The following is a 25,432-nucleotide window of genomic DNA, read 5'->3' as shown; positions in this document are numbered from 1 at the left end:
ATGAAGATAATTTTCTACATCATACAAAAGGAGTTCAAGCAAATCTTTAGAAATAAAGGCATGCTTCCTATTATTTTCGTGTTACCACTACTCCAATTGGTTATTCTATCTAATGCTGCAACTTTTGAAGTAAAAAACATCAAATTTGCTTATATAGACAACGATCGTAGTTCTTCGTCTAGAGCCTTAATAGAAAAATTTGAGGCATCTACTTATTTTAATGTCCTATCCAATTTTCCTTCAGAGGCCCTAGCAAGTTCAGCGATGTTAAAAGGAGAAGTGGATGTAGTTTTAGAAATTCCTTCACATTTTGAACGTAATTTACAAAAAGAGAAAAGGGCAAATCTTGGAATTACTATTAATGCCATAGATGGCGCAGCTGCTGGTGTAGAAAACGTTTATGTTACACAAATAATTCAAAGCTATAACAAGCACATTAAAACGGATTTGATGCAAATTTCAGATGCACAAATTAAACCCGTTAACATAGATACAATACCTTTATTTTGGTATAACGAAACTCTTAACTATAAAACCTATATGGTTCCAGGAATTCTCGTGCTGTTAGTGACCATGATTACTTTATTTCTTGCAGGTATGAATATTGTTCGTGAAAAAGAAATTGGCACCTTAGAGCAAATAAACGTAACACCTATTAAGAAAAGTCAGTTTATTATTGGAAAACTCTTTCCGTTCTGGATTATTGGTATGGGCTTATTAACCATAGGATTACTATTAGCAAGGTTAATTTTTGATGTTCCAATGGTTGGGAGTTTGTTATTAATGTATGGGTACACTTCTATTTATATTTTAGTGATACTAGGTATGGGATTATTTATCTCCAATTTTACTGATACTCAACAACAAGCCATGTTTATAGCTTGGTTTTTTATGGTCATTTTTATATTAATGAGTGGTTTGTTTACACCTATAGAAAGCATGCCAGAATGGGCTCAAATACTAACAGAATTTAACCCAATTAAATACTTTGTTGAGGTGATGCGTATGGTTATGCTTAAAGGTTCTGGCTTAATGGACATATTACCACAACTTATCAAGACAATTGTTTATGCTCTTATAATGAATGGCTTAGCTGTTTGGAGTTATAAGAAGACCTCTTAAATACTACATTAGTGTAATATAAAATCCCATCAAAATGAATTGATGGGATTTTATATAATAAGTAATTTGATTTTTAATCAACAATTTTCACACGAACAGCATTCATACCTTTCATACCTTTTTCAAGTTCGAAAGATACTTTATCGTTTTCTTGAATTTCATCAATTAATCCACTTACGTGGCAGAAATATTTTTCTTGATTTTCTGAATCTATTATAAAGCCAAAACCTTTTGACGAATCGAAAAATGACACTTTTCCTTTTCTAATTGGATCGAATTCTTCAACATCATTATCGTCACGTTTTGGAATACTAACTTCTATACTTTCTGCATCTACCTTTACTTTTAAAGAAGGGTCTGGAGGCGTATCTGTTAAATTCCCATTAAAATCAACATAAGCAAATTGGATACCTTCACTTCCACCAGCTTCTTTTTCTTGCTTGCGAGCTTCCATTTTTTTACGTTTATCTTCGCGTTTTTTTAAACGTTTTTTTTCCTTTTCACTTTTATTAAATGTCTGTTGCGATTTTGCCATTCGTTATTTTAAAATTAATTGATAATGTATTGCTTAAGAAGAAGTTAAAATACTAAACGAATGTTTCGATAAGAACCATGTATATTATTAATGAACCTAAAGATATGACTTGCAAAAAAAATATTGCTAACTAGGTATATCTCCTTTAAGTCCTACAAAGATAAGGGATTCATTTTAATTTATTTAGAGAATTGACTGTATTTTTTTTAAGATGTAATAAATAATAGCCTTAAAAATATTTCCTAAAAATTACATAACAATCTCTCTAAATGTAATTCCTAATTCTTTTTGCAGATCATGAACTCGTTGTAATTCTCCAGGAATAATTAATGCAATAGAATGTCCTGTTTTTCCAGCTCTTGCAGTTCTACCACTTCTATGTGTATAATACTCTAGTTGTTTAGGAAGTTGATGATGGATTACAAAAGCTAAATTATTGACATCAATACCACGTGCAGAGACATCTGTTGAAATTAGTACTCTAAGAGATTCGTTTTTAAAGGCACGCATCACTTTATCACGCTCTTTTTGTTGCATGTCTCCTTCAAGTGCTCCAACAGAATATCCTTCGTTTTTAAGGTTTTCAACCAAGTTTTGTGTTCCTGCTTTAGTTCTGCAAAAGATAATGCCTCGTTCTCCTTTTCTTCTATCTAAAATTCGAGTGATGATATTTTCTTTATCTTTTATTGTTGTGCTAATGTATTGATGCGTAATGTTTTCATTAACCAAGCTATCTTTGTTAACTTCAATACGAATAGCCTTTTCAGACATATACGTTTTAATAATTTGTTTAATCTCTTCAGGCATAGTTGCAGAAAACAACCAAGTATGTCTATTACCAGAAGTAAACTTTAATATATTATTTAATTCGTCTTTAAAACCCATACTAAGCATTTCGTCAGCTTCATCTAGTACTAAGGTTTTTATATTTTTAATGTCAATCGATTTTCGCTCAATTAAATCAATTAAACGTCCTGGAGTTGCTACCACAATATGAGTCGTTCGTTTTAAAGCACTAATTTGTTTATCAATTTTTTCGCCTCCATAAACACCTTCAACAAAAATTTTAGAATCTGAGTATTTAGTAAACTTAAAGAGTTGTTTTTTTATTTGTTGAACCAATTCTCTTGTTGGAGCAAGTATTAAAGCCTGAATTTGATTTGATGTAGGGTCTATTTGATGCAAAATTGGTAATCCAAAAGCAGCCGTTTTTCCTGTTCCAGTTTGTGCTAGTCCAATAAAATCTGTTTGAGAGTTTAGTAAAATAGGAATCGATTGCTCTTGTATATACGTAGGCGTTTTAATTCCTAGCTCTTTTAAAGCTTTTACATATTCTTTTTGTATTCCTATATCTAAAAAAGTTGCCATAATATCTAATTAAGTGGCAAAGATAATGCTATTTACTCTGGTTGGATTACTTTAACTATAAACTCTTTTAGATATTTAATAAGTTTATCTTTGACTTATATGAGTTAAAACAAATTAAATGCACCCTAGAAACATACATCGTAAAGGCTATAATTTTGATGAATTGGTTGAAAATCATCAGCCATTAAAGCGTTTTGTGTTTACTAATGAATATAAAAACAAAACCATTGATTTTAATAAACCAGACGCTGTATTTCATTTAAATAAAGCCTTATTAAAAACATATTATCAGATTACAGATTGGCGTATACCTAAGGGTTATTTATGCTCTCCAATTCCAGGAAGAGCAGATTATATTCATCAAATAGCAGATTTACTTGAGGTGCAAAATTCTAAAAGTCAGATTTTAGGTTTAGATGTTGGTGTTGGTGCCAACTGTATTTACCCCATTTTAGGGACTCAAATATACGGTTGGAGAATGGTAGGAACAGATATTAAATTAGAATCTATAAATGCAGCAAAATATAATGTTAGCTTAACCAAGAAACTAAAAGATACTATTGGAATTAGACATCAGCAGAATCCAGCACATATTTTTGAAGGAATCATTAAACCTAATGAGTATTATAATTTTACCATGTGTAATCCTCCTTTCCATAAATCTAAAGAAGACGCTTTAAAAGGCACCAAATTAAAATTGAAGAATCTTAAAAAAGATGGCCCTACAACTCTTAATTTTGGTGGCCAAGCCAATGAGTTATGGTGTAATGGTGGCGAAGTTTTATTTATAAAACGAATGATTAAGCAAAGTGTTGAATTCAAGAACCAAGTGGATTGGTTTACTACTTTAGTTTCAAATAAAGAGAATTTATCTAAATTTCAAAAACACCTTGACAAACTAAATGCATCTTATAAAATAATTGACATGTCTCAAGGCAACAAGAAAAGTCGCATTCTAGCATGGAATTTTAGTGGTAATGTTTAACTTAGAAAAGTGTTAATTTAAAAGTAGTTTTTTTGCTTCTGTGAAATTATCTGAAGTTATTTTAACCAAATACATACCAGAACTTAACGCGTTTAATTGGATAATATTTTTACCAAAAGTTAATGGCTTATTTAGTATTAATTGTCCTTTAATTGAATAAATTTCTAAATCTGCTTGATTTGTATTTATAGATATTGAAACCATTTCTGTAGCAGGATTTGGAAACATGTTAAACCCTATTGTTAGTTCTTCTTCAACAACGCTTAGTGCTTCACAATCAGATTCGTCTTCAACGAATGCACTAGCATCGTCTATTAGCCAATTTGCTAAATAGCCTGCTTCGGCATCATCAACAAAAATACAGCTTAGGTTAGAGTTTTCTGTCATTACAAATTCAGAAATACGACTATTATTTCCATTTCTAAAATCGACATTAGAGAGATTATTGCCTTCACATCTAATCCATCTTAAATCTGGATTATTAGATATGTCTAATGATGTTAAATTGTTATATCTGGCGTATAATAATAATAACTCTGGATGATTTGACACATCTAATTCTGATAATAAATTATTACTAACAAATAACCTTTTTAAATCTATACAAACACTTAAATCTAGACTTGTAATATTATTAATTCTACAATCTAAATAATTTAATTCAGAATTATCTTCGAGATTAATTGTAGTCAATTCATTGGAACCACAAGAAAGCGTTTTTAAGAGAATATTTTGAGAAACATCTAAATTCATTAACTCATTATCATTTATAAATAAATATTTTAAATTCGTGTTATTAATTACATCAATGGATGGCAGATTATTAGAATAACAACTTAAATAATCTAAATTTATATTATTAGAAACATTTAATGATGTTAAATTATTTAAATTTATTGATAAATGTTCTAAATCTAAATTGTTTGTAATATCTATAAAACTTAATTGATTTGAGCTTAAACTCAAAAATTCTAACTTAGAATTTAAAGTAACATTTATAGAGTTTATTTGATTTTCATTAGCATTTAATTCTTCTAAATGTATGTTTTGAGATAAGTCTATTGAACTTAAATTATTAAATGAGCAATCAAGAGCTTTTAAATTCACAAAGGCTTCTAATCCAGATAGATCATGAATATAATTATCACTTAAAGATAGCTGAGTTATTCCTATAGCATCACTATTTAAAATATTTCCATTAAGTCCATTTGTATCAATATTTAAGTTTACTAATACTTCTTCAAAATTAGAATCTGGTATTTCTGTAGTTTGCGAAAAACTTTGAGATATTGTAAATGAGCTTATAAAAAGCACTAATAGATATATATGTTTATATATGCCTATATTGGTAGGTTGCATATTAGATTGATATAATTGAATTAAAAATAGCTTACAAATATTAATATAAAAGTATTATTTTATTGAAATGCATATATATTTAATCGTTATTAGTTGAATTTATCCGATAATTTACTTTTTTTAATTAAACACAAAATTATCAAGAAGTTAAAAACATTAGAAAATTGTTTAAAATTAGTTATTGAATTGTATTTTTGTTCCTTAAAAATATGATATGTTTTCGTTATTAAATGTCTTTAGAATTGTAGCCTTTTTAGAAGGAGTTTCATATATTTTATTATTATTTATAGCAACTCCAATAAAATATTTTGGAGAAGATCCACAATATGTAAAACTGTTAGGGATGCCACATGGTTTATTATTTATTGCATATATTATTTTAGCCATAATTCTTGGTTCTAAATTGAAATGGAAAACAAAAACTTTAATGTTCATTTTGTTCGCTTCTATAATTCCTTTTGGAACTTTTTACGTTGATAAGGCTTATTTAAAACAAGTATCCTAATGACAGATTTACAATGTTTTTTTTACGATTATTTTATTTCGATTGGTGTTACTGAGATTGCAGCAAAATATTTTAACATGCTTTGTCTCCTAATTATATTGATGGTAATAATTTACATTACCGACTTTATAACGCGAAAAATACTTGTCAATGCTTTTATTAGATTCTCTAAAAAGTCTAAAAATAGTTTTGATGATTTATTAGTTAATCATAAAGCACCTAGAAATTTAGCACATATAGTCCCTTTAATAATAACGATTAAAGTGTTTCCAATAGTTTTTTCCGACTTTCCACATTTTGAAAGTTATATTATAATACTTCTTAAAGTTTACGGTATTATTCTAACTGTTTGGATTATTCGAAGTATTTTAAAAACGTTCGAGTCTTATTTTAAAACCTTACCTAGATTAAAAGACAAACCAATAGATAGTTACATTCAAGTAGCTATGCTTTTTATATGGATTATAGGTATAGCAGCCTGTTTAGCTGTTGTAATTGATTTGTCGTTTATTAAATTCTTTACAACCCTTGGTGCAGCTTCTGCAGTTTTATTACTGATTTTTAAAGACACTATTTTAGGTTTTGTTGCTAGTATACAAGTAGCTATAAACGATACCGTTCGAATTGGAGATTGGATAACCATGGAAAAATATGGTGCAGATGGAGATGTTATTGAAATAAACCTATCAACCGTTCAGGTTCAGAATTTCGATATGACTATTACTAATATTCCAACTTATGCATTAATTTCAGATTCGTTTAAAAACTGGAGAGGCATGCAAGCTTCAGGTGGAAGACGAATTAAACGAGCTTTGGTTTTAAAAGCTAAAAGTGTTCATTATTTATCTAATGAGAATATAGAAAATCTTAAAAAAATTCAATTAATTACCGACTACTTAACGCAAAGACAAGAAGATATTAGTGCCTATAACCAATCTCATGAAGTTGATAAATCTGTTTTAATTAATGGTAGAAATATGACTAATTTAGGTGTTTTTAGAAAATACCTATTGTCTTATATTCAAAACCATTCTGCTATTAATAAAGACATGTCTATAATGGTAAGACAATTAGAACCAACTCCAAATGGTTTGCCTCTTGAAATATATGCTTTTAGTAGTGATAAACGATGGGAAAATTACGAATATATCATGGCTGATATATTTGATCATGCTATATCTGCTGTTCCTTATTTCGATTTAGAATTGTTTGAATATCCAACCCAGTTTCCAAATCTAAAAAAATAATTATTCTAATCTGTTTCTAACAAATTCTATTTCTGTTTTTCCATGAGGAATGGGTTTTCCTTCTTCATTTAAATTTACCATAATTATATTATCGACAGTTAAGATTGTTTCTCGTGTCATTTTATTTCTAGCTTCACATTTTAAAACTATCGATGTTTTTCCAAATTTAACTACATCCATTCCTATTTCAATAATATCGCCTTGCTTAGCAGAACTCATAAAATTTATTTCTGAAACATATTTGGTAACAATTTTATTATTATCGAGCTGTATAACAGTATAAAGCGCAGCTTCTTCGTCTATCCATGCTAACAAACGACCCCCAAATAAAGTGCCATTAGGATTCAAGTCTTCAGGCTTTACCCATTTTCTTGTGTGAAATCTCATAAAATTTATTCGCTTTTGGTTTACATCAAAGATACTTGAATTCAATAGAAATAACTCATTCCTAAATTCAAAAATTTCATTTGTTAATAACCCTGTTAATATTGAATTTAACTCTTGCCAAAAAGCCAAGTCATTATTTATACATTTAAATAAACTTACTAAAAATGAACAGATCTACAGACCTATTAGAGTGTCGTCCTCAAATTTCATCTGCATTATTTTTTGAAACCATGAGCGATGATGAGCGTTTTCAAAACGCAACATTAAGACCAATTATTAAATTACAATCCGATTTAATTGTCGAAGTTTTTAAAAACTATGTAAGTAAACATAAAAACGTGTTTTTAGATTTATCTGTTGAAAAACAAATAGATTATATTGAAAATGCTATTCATAAAGACATGAAATTTAGAAATTCTTTAAAAGGTATGGTTATTGGGCAATTTACTATTGAAGAATACCAGTTTTACATTACAAATTCTTCAGCCTTAAATAAACGAATGATGCATTTAGTAAAAGAAAAATTAATTGATAATATTCAAGTATTTCATTCTATCTTTGCATAAGATATGAATATAAAAGAACACTTATTACAAGCTTGTTATAGCTATGTAAATAAACGTATTGCAAGTTATAAGGACGAGATAGAAACCATAAAAGAATCTATTGAAAACAATGATAAAAGCAATGACGAAGGAGACGATTCTGGAAACGGAAAACTGTTTAATGATTTAGAATTAAATGTGCAGTATTTAAGTGATGCTAATAAAATGTTGGACACATTAAAACTAATTAATTCTAAAACTGTAAATACGAATGTTTCTTTAGGCAGTTTAGTAAAAACCACTTCAAATAATTTTTATATATCTATTAGTGTAGGCAAAATAGACCTTGAAGGTGATACATATTTTGGTATTTCAATACAGTCACCTATAGGTCAGCTACTTAAAAACAATGATGTTGGTGATATTGTAACTTTTAATAACAATACATTCACTATAACAGAAATTATATAGTTGATTCTCCATTTAAGTTAGTAGTTAATACGTCGCTCATGTAATTAAAATAAGGCCTAATAGCTTTAAATGAATTATCTACATCTTTTAAAAATGAATTAGACATCACTTCTTCATCTGAATATTTCTTCGTGAAAATATATTGTTTCTTTCTAATTAAATCTATAGCTGGATGGTCTTTGTTAAAATCTCTAGGAGCTGTTTTTAACTCGTCTCCAACAAATTCTCCCCAAATATTTTTAAACGTATTATTATTAATAATTTCTCTTATTTCTGTATCATCCATTTCAAACTCTTTACGTATTCGATGTAAATCGTCTTTATTAGGTTCCCAAAAACCAGTTGCAATAAAAGATTCGTTATTTGGAGCAATGTGTAAATAATATCCTCCTCTTAATTCTGGCTTTTTTCTATGAATAGAGCCACCAAAATGGGTTTTATAAGGTTGTTTATTTTTTGAAAAACGCACGTCTCTATAAATTCTAAAAATCTTTAGTTTATCAACATCATCATGCATTTTTAATAGGTTAAAAAGAGCATTATAACTAGCTTTAGCCTTCTTTTCTACGGTTTTAAATTCTTTTATATTTTCATTAAACCAATCTCTATCGTTATTTTTTTCAAGTTTTTTTAAGAAGTCTAATATGTCTTTTGATATTGAATAATCCATAATTAATAAATTTTAATTTATAAAAATACAAAGAACTAATAGAATTATGAGTTAAAAAGGATAATTACAAACTTTGAATAAAATCTACATGAATTCAATTTTATTAAGTATCAAGCCTGATGCTGGAGCAATATAATCCATTACTTCTTTACTTTCTGGTGTTAAAGAATCTTCTATATAATTTAAAGTAATATCTCCTCTACCTAGTTTTATTAAAGCTCCCATCATTAATCGTATTTGATTTCGCATAAAACCCTGTCCCTTAACGCGAAGTAAATACGACTTTTCTGGAAAGAAATTGGCAGTAAACATGGTGTTTTCTACTATTTCACAAGTAATAATTTCTCTTTCATAAACACCATTATCAGTAGCTTTATAACAATACGTCTTAAAATTATGCAAGCCTTCAAATAATTTAGCTCCTTGTTTCATAATTTCGATATCTAATTCTTCTAAAATAGTTGTCATTATCGGTGCACAAAACGGATGGTGTTTTTGTCCATGTGCAAATACATATAGATATTCTTTTATTTTAGCATGATTAATAATATTGAAACTTTTATCTACTTGTTTTACAGACAGTGCACGAATATCTTGTGGTAAGTTATGGTTAAATAAAGCTAGAAATGTTTCTAAATCTTCTATAGGCTCATAAACAAATAACTCGAAAGCAGCTTCTTGAGCTGATACCATGGCGTCAGTTCTCCCTGATGCTAATGTTTTAAATCGTTTCCCTTCGAAAATATAATTAAACGTTCTATCAATCATTAAGTGTACTGTTTTCAATTTGGGTTGTTTTTGCCAACCATGAAAACGATAGCCTAAATATTGAATTTTTAAAACGTAATAATATCTTTTATTGAACACGAAACTTTATTTTTGATTGATGAAAAATAAGGTATTTTAACTAACTGCCAAATTTTTTATACCTTGTAATTGTATTAACCACTAAAACATATTTTATGAATGACATTTCAACTAACAAACCACCTGTTTGGTTTTGGATTGTAGCTGTAGTTGCATTAGTTTGGAACCTTATGGGAGTTATGGCCTATATTGGACAGGCTTTTATGACAGAGGCTGAATTGAACGCATTACCAGAAGCAGAACAAGCATTATATGCTAATGTACCTGCTTGGGCTACGGCTGCCTTTGCAATTGCTGTTTTTGGAGGTGCTATAGCATGCATAGCATTATTATTAAGAAAAAAAATAGCAAAGACACTGTTTTTAATTTCATTAATTGGAATTATTGTACAAATGATTTACAATTTATTTATTAGTGAAGCTATGGATGTTTATGGCCCAGGAAGTATGGTTATGCCATTAATGGTTATAGTTATTGGTGTTTACTTAATCCTGTTTTCTAATAAAAGTATTGCTAAGAATTGGATTTCTTGAACAAAGAAAAATCAAGACTAAAAGGCATTCATTAATTTGAATGCCTTTTTTTAAGAATATTAATTACATCTTGCATTTGGAACCCTTTGGCTTGTAATAATATTAAGTAGTGAAACAGTAAATCTGCACTTTCATTTAAAAACAAATCGTCATCATTATCTTTTGCTTCAATAACTACTTCTACTGCCTCCTCACCTACTTTTTGAGCTATTTTATTTATGCCTTTTTCAAATAAAGACGCAACATAAGAATCTTCTGGATTTGAATTTTCTTTCCTATCTTTTATTATATTTTCCAGTTGAGAAATAAAACCATGTGTTTCAGTATTTTCTTCGTTCCAGCAAGTATCAGAGCCATTATGACACGTTGGACCTTTTGGATTCACTTGAATTAATAGCGTATCATTATCACAATCTAATTTAATATCTAACAAATTCAGAAAATTTCCACTTTCTTCGCCCTTTGTCCATAAACGTTGTTTTGTTCTACTATAAAATGTAACTTGTTTTGTATCGTTGGTTTTTTTAAATGCTTCTTCATTCATATAACCTAACATCAATACTTTTTTAGTAATAACATCTTGGATGATTGCAGGTACCAGTCCATCCTTATTTTTATTAAAATCAATTTTCATATGTATCTGTAATGCGATGCTGAAACTCCTATCTGCAGACAGTTAGGAATTCAGCATAACGACTAAAGTCGTACTTCTATATTATTATTTTTTAATTCTTTTTTTAAATCAATGATATCAATTTCTCCAAAATGAAAAACACTGGCAGCTAAAGCAGCATCTGCTTTTCCATGCTGAAAGGCATCTATAAAATGCTGTATGTTTCCTGCTCCACCTGATGCAATGATTGGAATATTTAATTCTTCTGATAATTTTTTTAAGGCTAGATTAGCAAAGCCATTTTTCGTTCCATCATGATTCATAGATGTAAATAAAATCTCTCCTGCTCCACGATTTTCAACTTCTTTGGCCCACTCGAATAAGTCTAAATCTGTTGGAATTCTGCCACCAGCTACATGTACTTTCCATGTTCCATCTATTTGTTTAGCATCGATAGCAACCACAATACACTGACTTCCAAATTTATTTACTAATTCATTAATTAATTCTGGACGTTTAATTGCTGAAGAGTTAACAGAGATTTTATCAGCACCAGACTTTAAAAGAGTATCTACATCTTCAACTGATGAGATTCCTCCTCCAACAGTAAACGGAATATTTACTTGTTCTGCTACTTTTAAAACCATATCTAATATGGTCTTTCTTCCTTCATGTGTTGCAGAAATATCTAAAAACACGAGTTCGTCAGCGCCATTTTCGGCATATATTTTTGCTTGTTCGATTGGATCTCCAGCATCTCTCAAACCAACAAAATTAACACCTTTAACTGTACGTCCATCTTTAATATCTAAACACGGAATAATTCTTTTTGTAAGCATGTTAAAAGTGAGTTTCTAAATCTTTAAGACTAATCTTTCCTTCATATAAAGCTTTCCCAATAATTACAGCTTCACAACCTAAATCTTCGAGCAAGTTAATATCGTCTATGCTAGAAACTCCACCTGAAGCAATTAACTTAATGGCTTGACCATCGCTATTAGAACAAGATTTAATAATGTCCTTATATAAATCGATTGAAGGACCTTCGAGCATTCCATCCTTTGAAATATCTGTGCAAATAACATATTGAATGCTCTTTTTTTGATAGTCTTTTATAAACTGAATAACTTCTAATGAACTTTCTTCTTGCCAGCCATCTATGGCTATTCTACCATTATTACAATCGGCTCCAAGTATAATTTTTGTTCCTCCATATTTGCCAAGCCAACCTTCGAAAATTTTAGAGCTTTTTACAGCAATACTACCTCCTGTAACTTGTTTGGCACCAGAATTGAAAGCTATGTGCAAATCTTCATTAGCTCTTATACCTCCTCCAAAATCAATTTTCAAATTGGTTTTTGATGCTATTTGTTCAAGTATTTTAAAATTTATAATTTGTTGGGCTTTGGCTCCATCTAAATCTACTAAATGCAAATATTCAATGCCTGCAGCTTCAAACTGTTTGGCAACTTCTAAAGGATTTTCGTTGTAAATTTTTTTGGTACTATAATCGCCTTTTGTAAGTCTAACACACTTACCATCTATGATATCTATTGCTGGTATAATTCTCATCTTATAATTCTAAAAAATTTTTTAATAATTGTTCTCCTGCGTAACTACTTTTCTCTGGATGAAATTGAACTCCATAAAAGTTATCTTTTTGTAAAGCTGATGAATAGATTTGGTGATAATTTGTAGTTGCTATGGCTTCTTTGCAATTATCGGCATAATAACTATGTACAAGATACATATATTCATTTTCTGAAATACCATTAAAAAGATTAGATTTTAAATTAGTTATGTTATTCCAACCCATTTGTGGCACTTTTACTTGATTTGAAAACCTTTTTACTGAAACATTAAAGATTCCCAAACCTATAGTATTTCCTTCTTCAGTATCATTACAAAGCAATTGCATGCCTAAACAAATGCCTAAAACAGGCTGCTTAAGCTGTGGAATAATAGTATCTAATCCGCTTTTTTTCAGCATTTTCATGGCACTATTTGCTTCGCCTACACCTGGAAAAATTACTTTATCAGCTTCAATAATTTCTTTTGGATTGCTTGAAAGCAAAGCATCTACTCCTAATCTCTTAAATGCAAATTGGATGCTTTTAGTATTTCCAGCTCCATAATCTATAATAACTACTTTCATATTTTTAAAACTCTTAAACAGGCTTAGAGTTATTCAATTTTAATTAATTTATAAAAGACCTTTTGTTGAAGGTAATATCATTTTATCTACATCTTGTTTTACTGCCATTTTAATGGCTTTAGCAAAGCCTTTAAATATAGCTTCAATTTTATGGTGTTCATTCGTGCCTTCTGCTTTAATATTCAGGTTACACTTGGCTCCATCTGTAAAGGATTTAAAGAAATGCATAAACATTTCTGTTGGCATTTTGCCAATCATTTCACGTTTAAATTCAGCTTCCCAAACCAACCAATTTCTACCACCAAAATCTATTGCAACCTGAGCTAAGCAATCGTCCATAGGCAAACAAAACCCATAACGTTCTATACCTAATTTATTCCCTAAAGTTGAAGCAAAAAGTTCGCCTAAAGCAATAGCAGTATCTTCAATGGTATGGTGTTCATCTACTTCTAAATCGCCTTCAACCTTAATATTTAAATCTAACTGTCCATGTCTAGCAATTTGATCTAACATGTGATCGAAAAAAGCAATTCCAGTATCAATATAGCTTTTTCCGGTTCCATCTAAGTTTAAATCTATTTTAATTTGAGTTTCGTTGGTATTTCTTTCTATTTCACCAGTTCTTTCTTTCGTTTTCAAAAACGTATAGATACGTTCCCAAGAATTTGTTTCTAATGCAATAAAATTGTTGAGTTCCTCACTTTTTACAGTAATTTCATTCGTGCCTAGATTTGTATTATCATTTATAAAAATACCTTTAGAACCAAGGTTTTTAGCTAATTCAATATCTGTTAATCTATCTCCAATTACAAAAGAATTTTCCAAATCATATTCATTAGAAAAATATTGAGTTAACAAACCTGTATTTGGTTTTCTGGTTGAAGCATTGTCTTTAGCAAAAGTTCTATCTATGAATTGTTCTTTAAATTCAATGCCTTCTGCTTGAAAGGTTTTTATAATGAAATTTTGAACAGGCCAAAAAGTATCTTCAGGAAATGCTTCAGTTCCCAAACCATCTTGATTGGTTATCATCACTATTTCGAAATCTAATTCTTTTGCAATCTTGCTTAAATATTGAAAGACATTCGGATAAAATTCTAATTTTTCAAAAGAATCTATTTGTTCATCTGAAGGTTCTTTTATGATGGTTCCATCTCGATCTATAAAAAGGACTTTTTTCATTATATGGCTTTTAATGTGTTTATTAATTTTAGGTTTTCAGCTTGTGTTCCAACTGTTAAACGCAAACAGTTTTCACAGCCAAATTGATTGGTTCTATTGCGAATGACAATATTATTTTCTGTTAATTGTTTGTAGCGTAAATTGGCATCATCTACTTTTACTAGTACAAAATTAGCATCCGAATTATATATTTTGGATATAAAATCTATGGTTTTAAGTTGATTTATTAATTGTTCTCTCTCAGCTTTTATCAACTTAATCTCTGAATATACAGCTTGTAAATTATTTAATCTTTCTAATCCAGAATTTTGAGTTAATTGATTGACGTTATAAGGTGATTTTATTTTATTCAGAATGGAGATTATTTCTGTTGAAGCATAACAAATTCCTAATCTAATTCCTGCTAAACCATAAGCTTTTGAAAAAGTTTGTGTGATTATCAGGTTAGGAAATTCTTCCAATCTTGATAACCAACTTTCTTGATCTGAAAAATCAATATAAGCTTCATCTAAAACTACAATACCTTGAAATTTACTAAGCAATTCTTCTATTGCAGATTGTTTAAAACTGTTACCTGTTGGATTATTTGGAGAGCATAAAAATAAGATTTTAGCATTCGACACTTCTAAAATCTGATCTACTTGAGGCTGAAAAGCACTAGACAAAGGCACTTCTACAACTTCAATAGCATTTATATTGGCCAATACTTGATACATTCCATAAGTTGGTGGTAAACTAATAATCTTATCAATATTAGGTTCGCAAAAAGCTCTAACTATTAAATCCAGAACTTCGTCGCTACCATTTCCTAAAAGAATATTTTGAGTTGGTACCTTGTTGATTTTAGCTAATTCTTGCTTTAAAATGGATTGTTGAGGATCAGGATAACGATTTAAACCGCTTTCAAACGGATTCTCATTAGCATCTAAAAAAACCATATTGCTAACCGATTCCTGATATTCATCTCTTGCAGAGGAATATGGTTTTAAAGCTTTAACATTATTTCTTACTAAATCTAAAATACTCATGATTACATGTTTTTTAGTCTTAATGAAACAGCGTTTTTATGTGCTTGTAAACCTTCTGCTTCTGCCATTAACTCTATAGTAGGCCCAATGATTTTTAAGCCTTCTTTAGAAATTTTTTGAAAGGTGATGCTTTTAGTAAAACTATCTAAATTTACTCCAGAATATGCTTTACAAAAACCATTTGTAGGCAAGGTATGATTGGTTCCAGATGCATAATCTCCAGCGCTTTCAGGTGTGTAATTTCCAATAAATACAGAGCCAGCATTTATGATATTATTTATGTAAAAATCTTCATTTTTAGTGCATATAATAAAGTGTTCTGGAGCATACTCATTTATTAAATCTATGGCATCTTGCTCATTTTCTAGAAAAATAAATTTTGAATCGACTATCGCCTTTTCAGCAATGCTCTTTCTTGGCAATTCTTTAAGTTGCTCATTAATTTCATTTTTTACTTCTACTACAAGTTCTTTTGAAGTTGAAACCAAAATCACCTGACTATCTGTTCCATGTTCTGCTTGGCTTAATAAATCGGAAGCAACATAAGATTCATTTGCACTTTCATCAGCAACCACTAATAATTCGCTAGGTCCTGCAGGCATATCGATAGCCACACCAAACTTAGTTGCCAATTGTTTTGCAACTGTAACATACTGATTTCCTGGTCCAAATATTTTATAAACCTGTGGTATTGTTTTTGTTCCAAAAGTTAGACCAGCAATAGCTTGGATTCCTCCTACTTTAAAAATTTTGTTAACTCCACATAGTTGAGCTGCATACAAAATTTCGTTTGCAATTTTGCCTTCCTTGTTTGGTGGTGTACACAATACAATTTCTTTACAACCCGCAATTTGAGCAGGAATAGCCAGCATTAATACTGTTGAAAACAAAGGAGCTGTTCCTCCAGGAATATAAAGTCCAATTTTTTCAATAGGTCTTTTTTCTTGCCAGCAGTTTACCCCTTTTGTTGTTTCTACTTCAACTTTTCCTGTTTTTTGAGCTTTATGAAATTTCTCAATGTTACTTTTTGCCATTTTTATGGCGTTTTTTAATTCTGTAGAAACTTGATTAGAAGCTTTATCAATATCTTCCTTAGTAACTATATTTGACTTTAAATTAGCTCCATCAAAGAGTTCGGTATATTTTGAAATGGCAGAATTACCATTTCTTTTAACATCATCAAAAATTTGATTTACGGTTTCTTCAATATTCTCAAGCTTTTGAGTAGGTCTTTGTAATAAATCTGACCAATCTTTTCTTTTAGGATTTATTATTGTTTTCATATTATAATACCATGTTTTCTATTGGACAAACTAAAATTCCTTGGGCTCCTTTGGCTTTTAATTCATCTATAATTTCCCAAAAGTCGTTTTTATTAATTACAGAGTGTAAAGAGCTCCAGCCTTCTTCTGCTAAAGGTAAAATAGTAGGACTTTTCATTCCTGGAAGGACGTTAATAATGTCTTGAATTTTATCATTAGGAGCATTTAATAACACGTATTTTGATTGTCTTCCTTTTAAAACCGATTGAAATCTAAACTTTAATTGATTTAATATGTTTTCATTTTCAGTTGAAATTAAAGGTGAAACAGCAAGGACTGCTTCAGATTGTAAAAGAACTTCAACTTCTTTTAAATTGTTTTTGAATAACGTACTTCCACTAGATACGATATCTACAATGGCATCTGCAAGACCAATATTTGGAGCAATCTCAACAGATCCATTAATAATGTGCAAATTAGCAGATATGTTATTTTCTTTTAAATATTGATTTACTGTGTTTGGATACGAAGTAGCGATTCGCTTTCCTTCTAAATCTTTAATAGAATTGTATTTTAAAGATTTTGGTACTGCTACTGAAACTTTACATGTAGAAAAACCTAATTTTTCAGCTATAGAAATATCTGTTCCTTTTTCTATTAAGATGTTCTCTCCTAAAATAGCAGCATCTACAACACCATCTCTAAGATATTGTGGAATATCTCCATTGCGTAAATAATACACTTCTAAAGGAAAATTTTTAGCTGAAGCCTTTAATTGATCTCTACCATTATCTATAGAAATCCCTACGTCTTTTAATATTTTCATGGAATCGTCGTGAAGACGACCCGATTTTTGTACTGCAATTTTTAATTTACTCATAATTAGTTTTTTTTGTTTGAGTAAATCTTTATTGGGAAGAAATTCCTTTTTAAAGGAATAAAAAACCCGTTCGATTTTCTCAAACGGGTTTTTAAATATTTTGATTTTATTCAATACATTTTTCAGCTCGCTTAAGTGCCAGAATGAAAATGATGATGATGTAATTGAATAAATGTCATGTTTCTTTTTTGTGAGCACAAAGATTGCAAATAAATAATTACAAATCCAAGATAAAATTTATTTTTATTGATTTCCAAGAATAATAGGCATTCCAGAGTCACCAGAACCAATAACAATCACTTTACTATTTGGTGATTCTGATAATTTAATAGTAGCCTCAATACCTTTATCTTGTAAAATTTTATCTGTTAAAGAAGCGCTTAAAATCCTGTTAGCATCAGCTTTACCTTGAGCTTCAATAATTACTTTTTCTGCTTCTTTTGCTGCAGTTACTAGTCTAAACTCATACTCTAAAGATTCTTGTTCTTGTTTTAATTTACGCTCAATAGCATCTTTAATAGTATTTGGCAGTGTTACATCTCTTACAAGGACTTCATTTAATTGCACAAATTGTTTGTCTAGAATTTTTTTAGTTTCCTCAAAAATCTCGTCTTGAATAGCATCACGTTTGCTAGAATACAATTGTTCTGGTGTATAACGTCCAACTACACTTCTTGCAGCACTACGTATTGCTGGTTGTATAACGCGTTCTAAATAATTTTCTCCAAGGTTTTGATGAAGCTTTCCTAAGTCTGGATATACAGGTTGGTACCAAGCTGAGGCATCAATTTGAATTTCTAATCCGTTTGAAGACAGCACCTTCATTTTTTCAAATAATTCTTGTTGACGTACTTCATAAACAATAACTTTATTCCAAGGTGCGACAATATGAAAACCTTCACCCAATGGTGGCTCATCTGTTACCACACCATTATCAAAGGTTTTATATAACACTCCAGCTTCTCCAGAGCCAATTGTTACAGCTGATTTTGCTAAAACAATAATCAAAATAATTGCAATTATAATAGTAGGCAATGCTACTTTAGGTAATTTTTCCATAGTTTTTTTATATTAATCCGTTATATTTTCTAATAAACCACTCAGCTGATAGGCTTAAGATTATTATTAAAAGAAGATATTTCCAATCAATCAAAGGTACGATATTTTTTATGCTTTTCTGAATGGGTTTATATCTTTCATCTTCTAGTAAATTGGCAACTAATTTTTCACTATTAAGTGCAAAAAAACTTTTACCATTACTATTATTTGAAACTTGTTGGAGTTTTTTATAATCTGCATTTAAAAACTGCTGCTCTATATTGTAATCTAAAATTTTAATACTACCTGATTTTGAAATATTTTCTGATCTAACTTTTACTGAAAAATCAAATTCGGAAGCTGGTAAGTTGCTCAAATCTACTTGATAATAATTTCCTTTTAAAATTAAAGGAAATGTATTAGTTTCTTTACTAACCTTGTCTGTGACTGTAATAGTAAGCGTTTCGTTTGAATCAAACTCGTAGTTTTTATTAAAGTATTGGGCTTTTAAGACAATATTAGAATTCCCTTCATAAACAGATTCATAGTCTAAACTTATTCTGCTTTTTTGTTTGTTTGAAGCTAAGTATTGAACTAATTTACCAATAAAATTATCAAACTGATTAAACGAATTCGAGTTTAAAAAGCTCTGTGCTCTCCATTGCCAAATGTTTTCTCCAAGTAGGATAGCCTCTCTCTTATTATCTATGTCAATAGTAATAAGTAAAGGACTTTGAGTAGAAACACTACCTATTTTTTTAAATAATATAGAGTTATAAGGCACTTTAAAATTAATATTTCCAAAGCTTGATTTTAAAGGAGGAAAAGATTCAAATTCTAAATTTTCTACAATAAAATCTGAAAATCCTGAATTAAGTATAGCTTGATAATCTTCAGTTTGATTGTTTACTTCATGTATGTAATTTAAATTTAAACTATTTATAAAACTCCAATTAGTTTTAGTCCCTGAAATTAGAAAACTATTTACGTTGGATGTTTTAATAATAGAAAAAACCTCTTTAAAGTTATTATTTGGCTGGTATAGTATAACTAATTGAAATTCATCAGCTTTAGAAATATATTCGTTTGGTTTTAAAATACTAACTTGTCTTTGCTCATTAGTTTCAATACTCTTTTTTAACGTACCTAAATCTGGATGAATAAAATCTGAAACAAGTGCTATGTTTGTTTTTTGGTCTATAACATCTACAGCAAATTCTTTAGAATTATTTATTGTATTTCTTTCATTTTCTATCGGTACAAGTGTTGATTTATAAGTATGAATTCCAACTTGATTTGCTGGTAAGTAAAAATTTATGATTCTTGAAGTATTGTCTTTTGAAAATTTGATATTCTCTTTATAAATAATAGAATTACCAATACTTATATTAAATGTTGTCTGAATAGATTCTTCTTCGCCTTGGTAGACTAAAATGGCCTCAACAGGAAATTTATTTTTTAAATATGCATATTTATTAACATTTAATTGTTGAACTTTTAAATCTGCATGAATTGTTGAATCACCTAATATTACAGAATATATAGGTTGACTGTATTTTGAAGCAGTAAAATAATAATCATTACCTATGGTTTGATTTCCATCTGTAATTAGGACTGTTGGAGATACTGTTTGCTTATAAACTTGGTTTAGCTCTTTAAAAACCTTGTCTAAATTAGTTTGTTGTTCATTAAAATTTAATGAATCAATAGCATTTAATTGATTTCCAAAAGCATATTGATTAACATTGAATTTTTCAGCTAATTCTACATTATTATTTAAATTATTTAAAACAGATAATGCATTTTCACTTTGATTTAAATAATTGATTGAATTTGAATTATCTACAACAATATTTAAATTTGGTTTTTCTACGTAAATAGTTTGGCTTTCAAGTTTTGGGTTAATAAATAATAGCAATAATGAAAATATTGAAACGAATCTTAAAAAAGCTAGAAATATATTTAAGTTAGATTTCTTCTTTACTTTGTATCTATACTGAAAAAGCGCTAAGAATAGCGCTATAATTCCAGATAGTATGATATATAAAATTGTTTCTGTTTGCATTTAAAAGTTTAAGTTAGCATACCACCATCTACATTAATCGTTTGTCCTGTAACATAATCGCTCATATCGCTTGCCAAAAAGACACATACATTAGCAATATCTTCAGGTGTACCACCTCTTTTTAATGGAATGGCATCTCTCCATCCTTTTACTGTATTTTCATCTAATTTGGCAGTCATTTCTGTTTCTATAAAACCAGGAGCAATCACATTGCTTCTAATATTTCTTGAACCTAATTCTAAAGCAACAGACTTAGAAAACCCAATGATTCCTGCTTTAGAAGCAGCATAGTTAGTTTGACCTGCATTTCCTTTAACTCCAACTACTGAACTCATATTAATTATAGAGCCTTTTCGTTGTTTCAACATGGTTCGTTGAACTGCTTTAGTCATGTTAAAAACCGACTTTAAATTTACTTCGATAACTTGATCAAAATCTTCTTCAGAAATACGCATTAATAAATTATCCTTTGTAATTCCTGCATTATTAACCAAAATATCTATAGTACCAAATTCTGCAACTACAGCATCTGCAAGTTCTTGAGCTTCATTAAAATCTGCTGCATTGCTTTTATAACCTTTGGCTTTAATACCTAATGCATTTAATTCGTTTTCTAATTCGTTTGCCGCTTCCACAGAAGAGCTATAAGTAAATGCTACATTAGCACCTTGTTGAGCAAAAACTAGTGCAATACCTTTACCTATTCCACGACTTGCTCCTGTAATAATAGCTGTTTTTCCTTCTAATAATTTCATTTTTATAATTTTTACTTTGAAAACAGATTTAAATTAAACCTGATATTCTATCGTTTGGTTGATTTTGTATTTCAAATATAACGATAAGAAGTTGTACGAAATAAAAAAACCTCATAAAATTAAGATGAATTTATGAGGTTTAATAATATGTTACAAGAATGTTATCCTAAAACTTCTTTTACTTTTTTTCCAATTTCGGCAGGCGAATCTACTACGTGAATACCACAAGCTCTCATAATTTTCTTTTTAGCTTGGGCTGTATCATCACTTCCACCAACAATGGCACCAGCATGACCCATTGTACGACCAGCAGGAGCAGTTTCTCCGGCTATAAAACCAACAATAGGTTTTTTAGATCCACTAGCTTTATACCAATTAGCAGCATCTGCTTCCAATTGCCCTCCAATTTCACCAATCATAACAACTGCTTCAGTTTCAGGATCGTTTATTAATAATTCTACAGCTTGTTTTGTAGTTGTACCAATAATCGGATCTCCACCAATACCAATAGCTGTTGTAATTCCTAATCCTTGTTTTACAACTTGGTCTGCAGCTTCATAAGTTAAAGTTCCAGATTTAGAAACAATACCAACTTTTCCTTTTTTGAATACAAAACCTGGCATAATTCCAACTTTAGCTTCACCTGGAGTAATAACTCCTGGACAGTTAGGGCCAATTAATCTACAATCTCTATTTTTAATGTAGTCTGCAGCTTTAATCATATCTCCTACTGGAATACCTTCTGTAATAGTAATAATTACTTTAATTCCAGCATCTGCAGCTTCCATAATAGCGTCTGCAGCAAAAGCTGGTGGTACAAAAATAATAGTCGTGTCTGCACCTGCTTTTTCTACAGCTTCTTGAACTGTGTTGAATACTGGTCTGTCTAAATGAGTTTGACCTCCTTTTCCAGGAGTTACTCCACCTACAACATTTGTTCCATATTCGATCATTTGACCTGCATGGAAAGTTCCTTCACTACCTGTGAATCCTTGAACAATTATTTTTGAATCTTTATTAACTAAAACGCTCATTGTTGATTAATTTATTTATGTTTTTAAAACGTGGCAAAAGTAAGATTTTAACAGCTATTTATAAAGCTATTTAAACTTTAATTTCAGAAAAAGAATTTGCTTTTATAGCAGCTTCATCTGCTAATTGACTTATTTGATGGCCTTTAAAAAATTTACCATCTTTAATTTGCCAAATACTAATATAATGAGCTAGTGGCATTTCTTCATCTTGATTTTCCATAGTACTTCCAAAAACTGTGTATCTAGTAGTAACAAAATCTCCTTCTTGAAGTAAATGGCTAATCTCTGATCTTAAATTATGATAAGTTTCATTTATATTATTGAAAAAGGTTAAAATATTATCATAGTTAAGTACTTGAAACCCTTTACTACTATTCCAATGTAATTGACAATCTTTATGGAAGTATTTTTCTACGGCAATTTTATTTTTTAATAAGTCGTATTCATAAAATTGCTTAACTAATTCTTTAGGGCTCATTTATTTAATATTTAATTTATCTAATATTTCAGGAATCTTTCTAATTGAAGCTATCTCTTTATATTTTGATCTAAAATCATCAGCAGGAGTTCCAAAATAACTTTTATTTCCTTCAAGAGATTTACTTACTCCAGATTGAGCAGAAATAACAGCCTTTTTACCTATAATAATTCCACTAGTAATACCAACTTGCCCCCAAATAGTTACTTCGTCTTCTATAATAACACATCCAGCAATTCCAACTTGAGAAGCAATTAGACATCTTTTTCCAATAACTGTATCGTGACCAACTTGAATTTGATTATCAAGTTTAGACCCTTCACCAATAGTTGTATCTGCTGTAACCCCTTTGTCTATAGTGCATAAAGCACCAATATCAACATGGTCTTCAATTACAACACGTCCACCAGATATTAATTGATCAAAACCTTCAGGTCTTTTTTTATAATAAAAAGCACTGGCACCTAAAATAGAGCCAGCATGAATAATCACGTTGTTTCCAATTATAGTATCATCGTAAATACTTACATTCGAATGGATAATACAATTGTTTCCAATAATTACATTATTTCCTATAAAACAATTGGGTTGAATAATGGTGTTTTTTCCTATTTTAGCTGAAGGTGAAATAGCCAAATTAGAAGAAATAAAAGGTTTAAAGTGTTGTGTTAACTTATTGAAATCTCTAAAAGGATCATCACTAATTAACAATGCTTTACCTTCAGGGCAATCTACTTCTTTGTTTATTAATACAATGGTTGCAGCAGAATCTAGAGCTTTGTCATAATATTTAGGATGATCTACAAAAACAATATCTCCAGCTTCAACAACATGAATTTCGTTCATGCCAAGAACTTGAAAACTTGAATCTCCAACAAATTGACAATCAATTATTTCTGAAATCTGTTTTAATGTATAAGGATTAGGAAACTTCACGCTTATTATTCTTTAACTCGTTCTTTATAAGTCCCTTTTTCAGTTTCAATTTTAATTTTATCACCTTCATTTATAAATAAAGGCACATTTACTTCTGCTCCAGTTTCAACAGTTGCAGGCTTTGTAGCATTAGTAGCTGTGTTACCTTTAACACCTGGTTCTGTATGAGTAACTTCAAGAATAACACTTGCTGGCATTTCAACTGAAAGAGGCATGTTATCTTCTGTGTTGATTATTACTGTTACAACTTCGCCTTCTTTCATTAAATCTGGCCTATCTAAAGCAGCTTCAAGTAAACGTATTTGAGTATAATCTTCTGTATTCATAAAATGATAAAACTCTCCATCGTGATATAAAAATTGAAATTTATGAGTTTCCACACGAACATCTTCTAATTTATGTCCTGCTGAAAAGGTATTATCTAAAACTTTTCCATTGGTAACACTTTTCATTTTTGTTCTAACAAAAGCTGGTCCTTTACCTGGTTTTACATGTAAAAACTCAATTATTTTATAAATGTCGTTATTATATCTAATACATAATCCGTTTCTAATATCGCTTGTTGTTGCCATTATCTTATTTAATTGTTATTTTATTAGTTTTACTTTTAGAATTATCAATTAATTAGATTTAAAATATCCTTTCATAATTCCTCGATGCGAATTCTTAATAAATTGAAGAATTTCATCTCTTTCAGGAGTAGCTTCCATTTCAGCTTCTATTATTTCAGAAGCCTGTGTATTATTGTAATTTTTCTGGTATAGAATTCTGTATATATCTTGTACTTCTCTAATTTTTTCTGTTGAAAAGCCTCTTCTTCTTAACCCAACTGAGTTTATTCCAACATAAGATAAAGGTTCTCTTGCTGCTTTTACAAAAGGAGGCACATCTTTTCTAACTAAAGATCCACCTGTTACAAAGGCATGATTACCAATAGAACAAAATTGATGTACTGCTGTCATACCTGCTAACACCACATAATCACCAACTGTAATGTGTCCAGCTAATGTGCTATTATTAGAAAAAATACAATTGTTACCCACAATACAATCATGAGCAATATGACAATAAGCCATAATTAAACAGTTATCTCCAATAACTGTTTTCATTTTGTCTGTAGTCCCTCTATTAATTGTTACACATTCTCTTATGGTTACATTATTACCAATAATTGTTAAAGTGTCTTCGTCATTAAATTTCAAATCCTGAGGAACAGCTGAAATAACAGCACCTGGAAAAATATTACAATTTTTACCAATACGTGCTCCTTCCATAATAGTAACATTACTTCCTATCCAAGTACCTTCTCCAATAATAACATTATTATGTATAGTTGTAAAAGGGTCTATAACAACATTTTTTGCAATTTTAGCTCCAGGATGGACGTATGCGAGAGGTTGATTCATTTGATT

At 29.7% G+C, this 25,432-nt stretch carries 29 protein-coding genes; 7 read left to right on the top strand and 22 right to left on the bottom strand.

Annotation, left to right across the window (positions count from 1 at the left end; all coding sequences use genetic code 11):
- Positions 1–1,122, top strand: a complete 1,122-nt coding sequence (locus FVF61_RS02185) for an ABC transporter permease (RefSeq protein ID WP_148452787.1) — start codon at positions 1–3, stop codon at positions 1,120–1,122.
- Positions 1,123–1,195: 73 nt separating this feature from the next.
- Here the strand turns inward: FVF61_RS02185 and FVF61_RS02180 are convergent, their stop codons facing one another.
- Both FVF61_RS02180 and FVF61_RS02175 read right to left on the bottom strand, forming a co-directional pair.
- Positions 1,196–1,657: a cold-shock protein gene (locus FVF61_RS02180; RefSeq protein ID WP_148452786.1), complete on the bottom strand. Its 462-nt coding sequence runs from the start codon at positions 1,655–1,657 to the stop codon at positions 1,196–1,198.
- 249 nt (positions 1,658–1,906) lie between these two features.
- Positions 1,907–3,025 (bottom strand): DEAD/DEAH box helicase, encoded by a 1,119-nt coding sequence (locus FVF61_RS02175; RefSeq protein WP_148452784.1) that lies wholly within the window; start codon positions 3,023–3,025, stop codon positions 1,907–1,909.
- A gap of 118 nt (positions 3,026–3,143) precedes the next feature.
- Between FVF61_RS02175 and rlmF the strand changes: the two genes are divergently transcribed.
- Entirely contained in the window at positions 3,144–4,010 is an 867-nt protein-coding gene (rlmF, locus tag FVF61_RS02170; protein WP_148452782.1) for a 23S rRNA (adenine(1618)-N(6))-methyltransferase RlmF, read from the top strand.
- Between the two features lie 12 nt (positions 4,011–4,022).
- Here rlmF and FVF61_RS02165 read toward each other — a convergent pair whose 3' ends face one another.
- A complete protein-coding gene (locus FVF61_RS02165; RefSeq protein ID WP_148452780.1) occupies positions 4,023–5,369 on the bottom strand; it encodes a T9SS type A sorting domain-containing protein in 1,347 nt (448 codons plus the stop codon).
- Between the two features lie 214 nt (positions 5,370–5,583).
- Between FVF61_RS02165 and FVF61_RS02160 the strand changes: the two genes are divergently transcribed.
- Together FVF61_RS02160 and FVF61_RS02155 are read left to right on the top strand one after the other, a co-directional pair.
- Positions 5,584–5,874 carry a DUF3817 domain-containing protein gene (locus FVF61_RS02160; RefSeq protein WP_148452778.1) on the top strand — a complete coding sequence of 97 codons (291 nt, stop codon included), beginning with the start codon at positions 5,584–5,586 and terminating at the stop codon, positions 5,872–5,874.
- On the top strand, positions 5,874–7,121 hold the full coding sequence (locus FVF61_RS02155) for a mechanosensitive ion channel family protein (protein ID WP_148452776.1): 1,248 nt from the start codon (positions 5,874–5,876) through the stop codon (positions 7,119–7,121). Before FVF61_RS02160 ends, FVF61_RS02155 begins: the two co-directional genes overlap by 1 nt.
- On the opposite strand, the gene FVF61_RS02150 is transcribed toward FVF61_RS02155, so the two are convergent.
- Positions 7,122–7,508 (bottom strand): acyl-CoA thioesterase, encoded by a 387-nt coding sequence (locus FVF61_RS02150; protein WP_148452774.1) that lies wholly within the window; start codon positions 7,506–7,508, stop codon positions 7,122–7,124.
- Between the two features lie 164 nt (positions 7,509–7,672).
- On the opposite strand from FVF61_RS02150, the gene FVF61_RS02145 reads away from it, so the two are divergent.
- Complete coding sequence (locus FVF61_RS02145) at positions 7,673–8,074, top strand: glyoxalase (RefSeq protein WP_148452772.1); 402 nt, start codon at positions 7,673–7,675, stop codon at positions 8,072–8,074.
- 3 nt (positions 8,075–8,077) lie between these two features.
- A complete protein-coding gene (locus FVF61_RS02140) occupies positions 8,078–8,524 on the top strand; it encodes a transcription elongation factor (protein WP_148452770.1) in 447 nt (148 codons plus the stop codon).
- On the opposite strand, the gene FVF61_RS02135 is transcribed toward FVF61_RS02140, so the two are convergent.
- Together FVF61_RS02135 and FVF61_RS02130 are read right to left on the bottom strand one after the other, a co-directional pair.
- Complete coding sequence (locus FVF61_RS02135) at positions 8,517–9,194, bottom strand: DUF2461 domain-containing protein (protein WP_148452767.1); 678 nt, start codon at positions 9,192–9,194, stop codon at positions 8,517–8,519. The two genes, FVF61_RS02140 and FVF61_RS02135, sit on opposite strands and share 8 nt — an antisense overlap.
- A gap of 84 nt (positions 9,195–9,278) precedes the next feature.
- Entirely contained in the window at positions 9,279–10,061 is a 783-nt protein-coding gene (locus FVF61_RS02130) for a tRNA pseudouridine synthase A (protein ID WP_148452766.1), read from the bottom strand.
- Positions 10,062–10,156: 95 nt separating this feature from the next.
- Here FVF61_RS02130 and FVF61_RS02125 point away from each other — a divergent pair, with 95 nt between their 5' ends.
- Positions 10,157–10,594, top strand: a complete 438-nt coding sequence (locus FVF61_RS02125; RefSeq protein WP_148452763.1) for a hypothetical protein — start codon at positions 10,157–10,159, stop codon at positions 10,592–10,594.
- 31 nt (positions 10,595–10,625) lie between these two features.
- Here FVF61_RS02125 and hisIE read toward each other — a convergent pair whose 3' ends face one another.
- The 16 genes from hisIE to lpxA form a co-directional block, all read right to left on the bottom strand.
- Positions 10,626–11,228, bottom strand: coding sequence for a bifunctional phosphoribosyl-AMP cyclohydrolase/phosphoribosyl-ATP diphosphatase HisIE (gene hisIE, locus FVF61_RS02120; RefSeq protein WP_148452762.1), 603 nt, complete (start codon positions 11,226–11,228; stop codon positions 10,626–10,628).
- A gap of 62 nt (positions 11,229–11,290) precedes the next feature.
- Entirely contained in the window at positions 11,291–12,046 is a 756-nt protein-coding gene (hisF, locus tag FVF61_RS02115; RefSeq protein WP_148452760.1) for an imidazole glycerol phosphate synthase subunit HisF, read from the bottom strand.
- 1 nt (position 12,047) lies between these two features.
- A complete protein-coding gene (gene hisA / locus FVF61_RS02110) occupies positions 12,048–12,779 on the bottom strand; it encodes a 1-(5-phosphoribosyl)-5-[(5-phosphoribosylamino)methylideneamino]imidazole-4-carboxamide isomerase (protein ID WP_148452758.1) in 732 nt (243 codons plus the stop codon).
- 1 nt (position 12,780) lies between these two features.
- On the bottom strand, positions 12,781–13,362 hold the full coding sequence (gene hisH, locus FVF61_RS02105) for an imidazole glycerol phosphate synthase subunit HisH (RefSeq protein WP_148452756.1): 582 nt from the start codon (positions 13,360–13,362) through the stop codon (positions 12,781–12,783).
- A gap of 48 nt (positions 13,363–13,410) precedes the next feature.
- Complete coding sequence (gene hisB, locus FVF61_RS02100) at positions 13,411–14,544, bottom strand: bifunctional histidinol-phosphatase/imidazoleglycerol-phosphate dehydratase HisB (protein ID WP_148452755.1); 1,134 nt, start codon at positions 14,542–14,544, stop codon at positions 13,411–13,413.
- Positions 14,544–15,572, bottom strand: a complete 1,029-nt coding sequence (gene hisC / locus FVF61_RS02095) for a histidinol-phosphate transaminase (RefSeq protein ID WP_148452754.1) — start codon at positions 15,570–15,572, stop codon at positions 14,544–14,546. Before hisC ends, hisB begins: the two co-directional genes overlap by 1 nt.
- 2 nt (positions 15,573–15,574) lie before the next feature.
- On the bottom strand, positions 15,575–16,855 hold the full coding sequence (hisD, locus tag FVF61_RS02090) for a histidinol dehydrogenase (protein WP_148452753.1): 1,281 nt from the start codon (positions 16,853–16,855) through the stop codon (positions 15,575–15,577).
- A 1-nt stretch (position 16,856) separates the two neighbouring features.
- Entirely contained in the window at positions 16,857–17,714 is an 858-nt protein-coding gene (hisG, locus tag FVF61_RS02085; protein WP_148452752.1) for an ATP phosphoribosyltransferase, read from the bottom strand.
- 243 nt (positions 17,715–17,957) lie between these two features.
- Positions 17,958–18,773 (bottom strand): prohibitin family protein, encoded by an 816-nt coding sequence (locus tag FVF61_RS02080; RefSeq protein ID WP_148452750.1) that lies wholly within the window; start codon positions 18,771–18,773, stop codon positions 17,958–17,960.
- Positions 18,774–18,780: 7 nt separating this feature from the next.
- Positions 18,781–20,817, bottom strand: a complete 2,037-nt coding sequence (locus FVF61_RS02075) for a VWA domain-containing protein (protein ID WP_148452747.1) — start codon at positions 20,815–20,817, stop codon at positions 18,781–18,783.
- 8 nt (positions 20,818–20,825) lie between these two features.
- Positions 20,826–21,572: a 3-oxoacyl-[acyl-carrier-protein] reductase gene (fabG, locus tag FVF61_RS02070; RefSeq protein ID WP_148452745.1), complete on the bottom strand. Its 747-nt coding sequence runs from the start codon at positions 21,570–21,572 to the stop codon at positions 20,826–20,828.
- 161 nt (positions 21,573–21,733) lie between these two features.
- Positions 21,734–22,606 (bottom strand): succinate--CoA ligase subunit alpha, encoded by an 873-nt coding sequence (gene sucD, locus FVF61_RS02065; RefSeq protein WP_148452743.1) that lies wholly within the window; start codon positions 22,604–22,606, stop codon positions 21,734–21,736.
- Positions 22,607–22,676: 70 nt separating this feature from the next.
- On the bottom strand, positions 22,677–23,084 hold the full coding sequence (locus FVF61_RS02060; protein ID WP_148452741.1) for a nuclear transport factor 2 family protein: 408 nt from the start codon (positions 23,082–23,084) through the stop codon (positions 22,677–22,679).
- Positions 23,085–24,020 carry a UDP-3-O-(3-hydroxymyristoyl)glucosamine N-acyltransferase gene (locus FVF61_RS02055; protein ID WP_148452739.1) on the bottom strand — a complete coding sequence of 312 codons (936 nt, stop codon included), beginning with the start codon at positions 24,018–24,020 and terminating at the stop codon, positions 23,085–23,087.
- A 5-nt stretch (positions 24,021–24,025) separates the two neighbouring features.
- Positions 24,026–24,592, bottom strand: a complete 567-nt coding sequence (gene efp, locus FVF61_RS02050; RefSeq protein ID WP_148452737.1) for an elongation factor P — start codon at positions 24,590–24,592, stop codon at positions 24,026–24,028.
- A gap of 48 nt (positions 24,593–24,640) precedes the next feature.
- Positions 24,641–25,426, bottom strand: a complete 786-nt coding sequence (lpxA, locus tag FVF61_RS02045) for an acyl-ACP--UDP-N-acetylglucosamine O-acyltransferase (RefSeq protein WP_148452735.1) — start codon at positions 25,424–25,426, stop codon at positions 24,641–24,643.
- Positions 25,427–25,432 lie beyond the last annotated feature (6 nt).

Origin of the sequence: Xanthomarina maritima (assembly GCF_008084905.1) — a bacterium.
In the GTDB taxonomy this organism is placed as follows: domain Bacteria; phylum Bacteroidota; class Bacteroidia; order Flavobacteriales; family Flavobacteriaceae; genus Xanthomarina; species Xanthomarina maritima.
This window is presented reverse-complemented; position numbering and strand designations above follow the sequence as displayed.

Coding starts and splice junctions, on each gene's coding strand:
- FVF61_RS02185 (WP_148452787.1), top strand. CDS start 1: ATGAAGATAATTTTCTACATCATACAAAAGGAGTTCAAGCAAATCTTT.
- FVF61_RS02180 (WP_148452786.1), bottom strand. CDS start 1,657: ATGGCAAAATCGCAACAGACATTTAATAAAAGTGAAAAGGAAAAAAAA.
- FVF61_RS02175 (WP_148452784.1), bottom strand. CDS start 3,025: ATGGCAACTTTTTTAGATATAGGAATACAAAAAGAATATGTAAAAGCT.
- rlmF (WP_148452782.1), top strand. CDS start 3,144: ATGCACCCTAGAAACATACATCGTAAAGGCTATAATTTTGATGAATTG.
- FVF61_RS02165 (WP_148452780.1), bottom strand. CDS start 5,369: ATGCAACCTACCAATATAGGCATATATAAACATATATATCTATTAGTG.
- FVF61_RS02160 (WP_148452778.1), top strand. CDS start 5,584: ATGTTTTCGTTATTAAATGTCTTTAGAATTGTAGCCTTTTTAGAAGGA.
- FVF61_RS02155 (WP_148452776.1), top strand. CDS start 5,874: ATGACAGATTTACAATGTTTTTTTTACGATTATTTTATTTCGATTGGT.
- FVF61_RS02150 (WP_148452774.1), bottom strand. CDS start 7,508: ATGAGATTTCACACAAGAAAATGGGTAAAGCCTGAAGACTTGAATCCT.
- FVF61_RS02145 (WP_148452772.1), top strand. CDS start 7,673: ATGAACAGATCTACAGACCTATTAGAGTGTCGTCCTCAAATTTCATCT.
- FVF61_RS02140 (WP_148452770.1), top strand. CDS start 8,078: ATGAATATAAAAGAACACTTATTACAAGCTTGTTATAGCTATGTAAAT.
- FVF61_RS02135 (WP_148452767.1), bottom strand. CDS start 9,194: ATGGATTATTCAATATCAAAAGACATATTAGACTTCTTAAAAAAACTT.
- FVF61_RS02125 (WP_148452763.1), top strand. CDS start 10,157: ATGAATGACATTTCAACTAACAAACCACCTGTTTGGTTTTGGATTGTA.
- hisIE (WP_148452762.1), bottom strand. CDS start 11,228: ATGAAAATTGATTTTAATAAAAATAAGGATGGACTGGTACCTGCAATC.
- hisF (WP_148452760.1), bottom strand. CDS start 12,046: ATGCTTACAAAAAGAATTATTCCGTGTTTAGATATTAAAGATGGACGT.
- hisA (WP_148452758.1), bottom strand. CDS start 12,779: ATGAGAATTATACCAGCAATAGATATCATAGATGGTAAGTGTGTTAGA.
- hisH (WP_148452756.1), bottom strand. CDS start 13,362: ATGAAAGTAGTTATTATAGATTATGGAGCTGGAAATACTAAAAGCATC.
- hisB (WP_148452755.1), bottom strand. CDS start 14,544: ATGAAAAAAGTCCTTTTTATAGATCGAGATGGAACCATCATAAAAGAA.
- hisC (WP_148452754.1), bottom strand. CDS start 15,572: ATGAGTATTTTAGATTTAGTAAGAAATAATGTTAAAGCTTTAAAACCA.
- hisD (WP_148452753.1), bottom strand. CDS start 16,855: ATGAAAACAATAATAAATCCTAAAAGAAAAGATTGGTCAGATTTATTA.
- hisG (WP_148452752.1), bottom strand. CDS start 17,714: ATGAGTAAATTAAAAATTGCAGTACAAAAATCGGGTCGTCTTCACGAC.
- FVF61_RS02080 (WP_148452750.1), bottom strand. CDS start 18,773: ATGGAAAAATTACCTAAAGTAGCATTGCCTACTATTATAATTGCAATT.
- FVF61_RS02075 (WP_148452747.1), bottom strand. CDS start 20,817: ATGCAAACAGAAACAATTTTATATATCATACTATCTGGAATTATAGCG.
- fabG (WP_148452745.1), bottom strand. CDS start 21,572: ATGAAATTATTAGAAGGAAAAACAGCTATTATTACAGGAGCAAGTCGT.
- sucD (WP_148452743.1), bottom strand. CDS start 22,606: ATGAGCGTTTTAGTTAATAAAGATTCAAAAATAATTGTTCAAGGATTC.
- FVF61_RS02060 (WP_148452741.1), bottom strand. CDS start 23,084: ATGAGCCCTAAAGAATTAGTTAAGCAATTTTATGAATACGACTTATTA.
- efp (WP_148452737.1), bottom strand. CDS start 24,592: ATGGCAACAACAAGCGATATTAGAAACGGATTATGTATTAGATATAAT.
- lpxA (WP_148452735.1), bottom strand. CDS start 25,426: ATGAATCAACCTCTCGCATACGTCCATCCTGGAGCTAAAATTGCAAAA.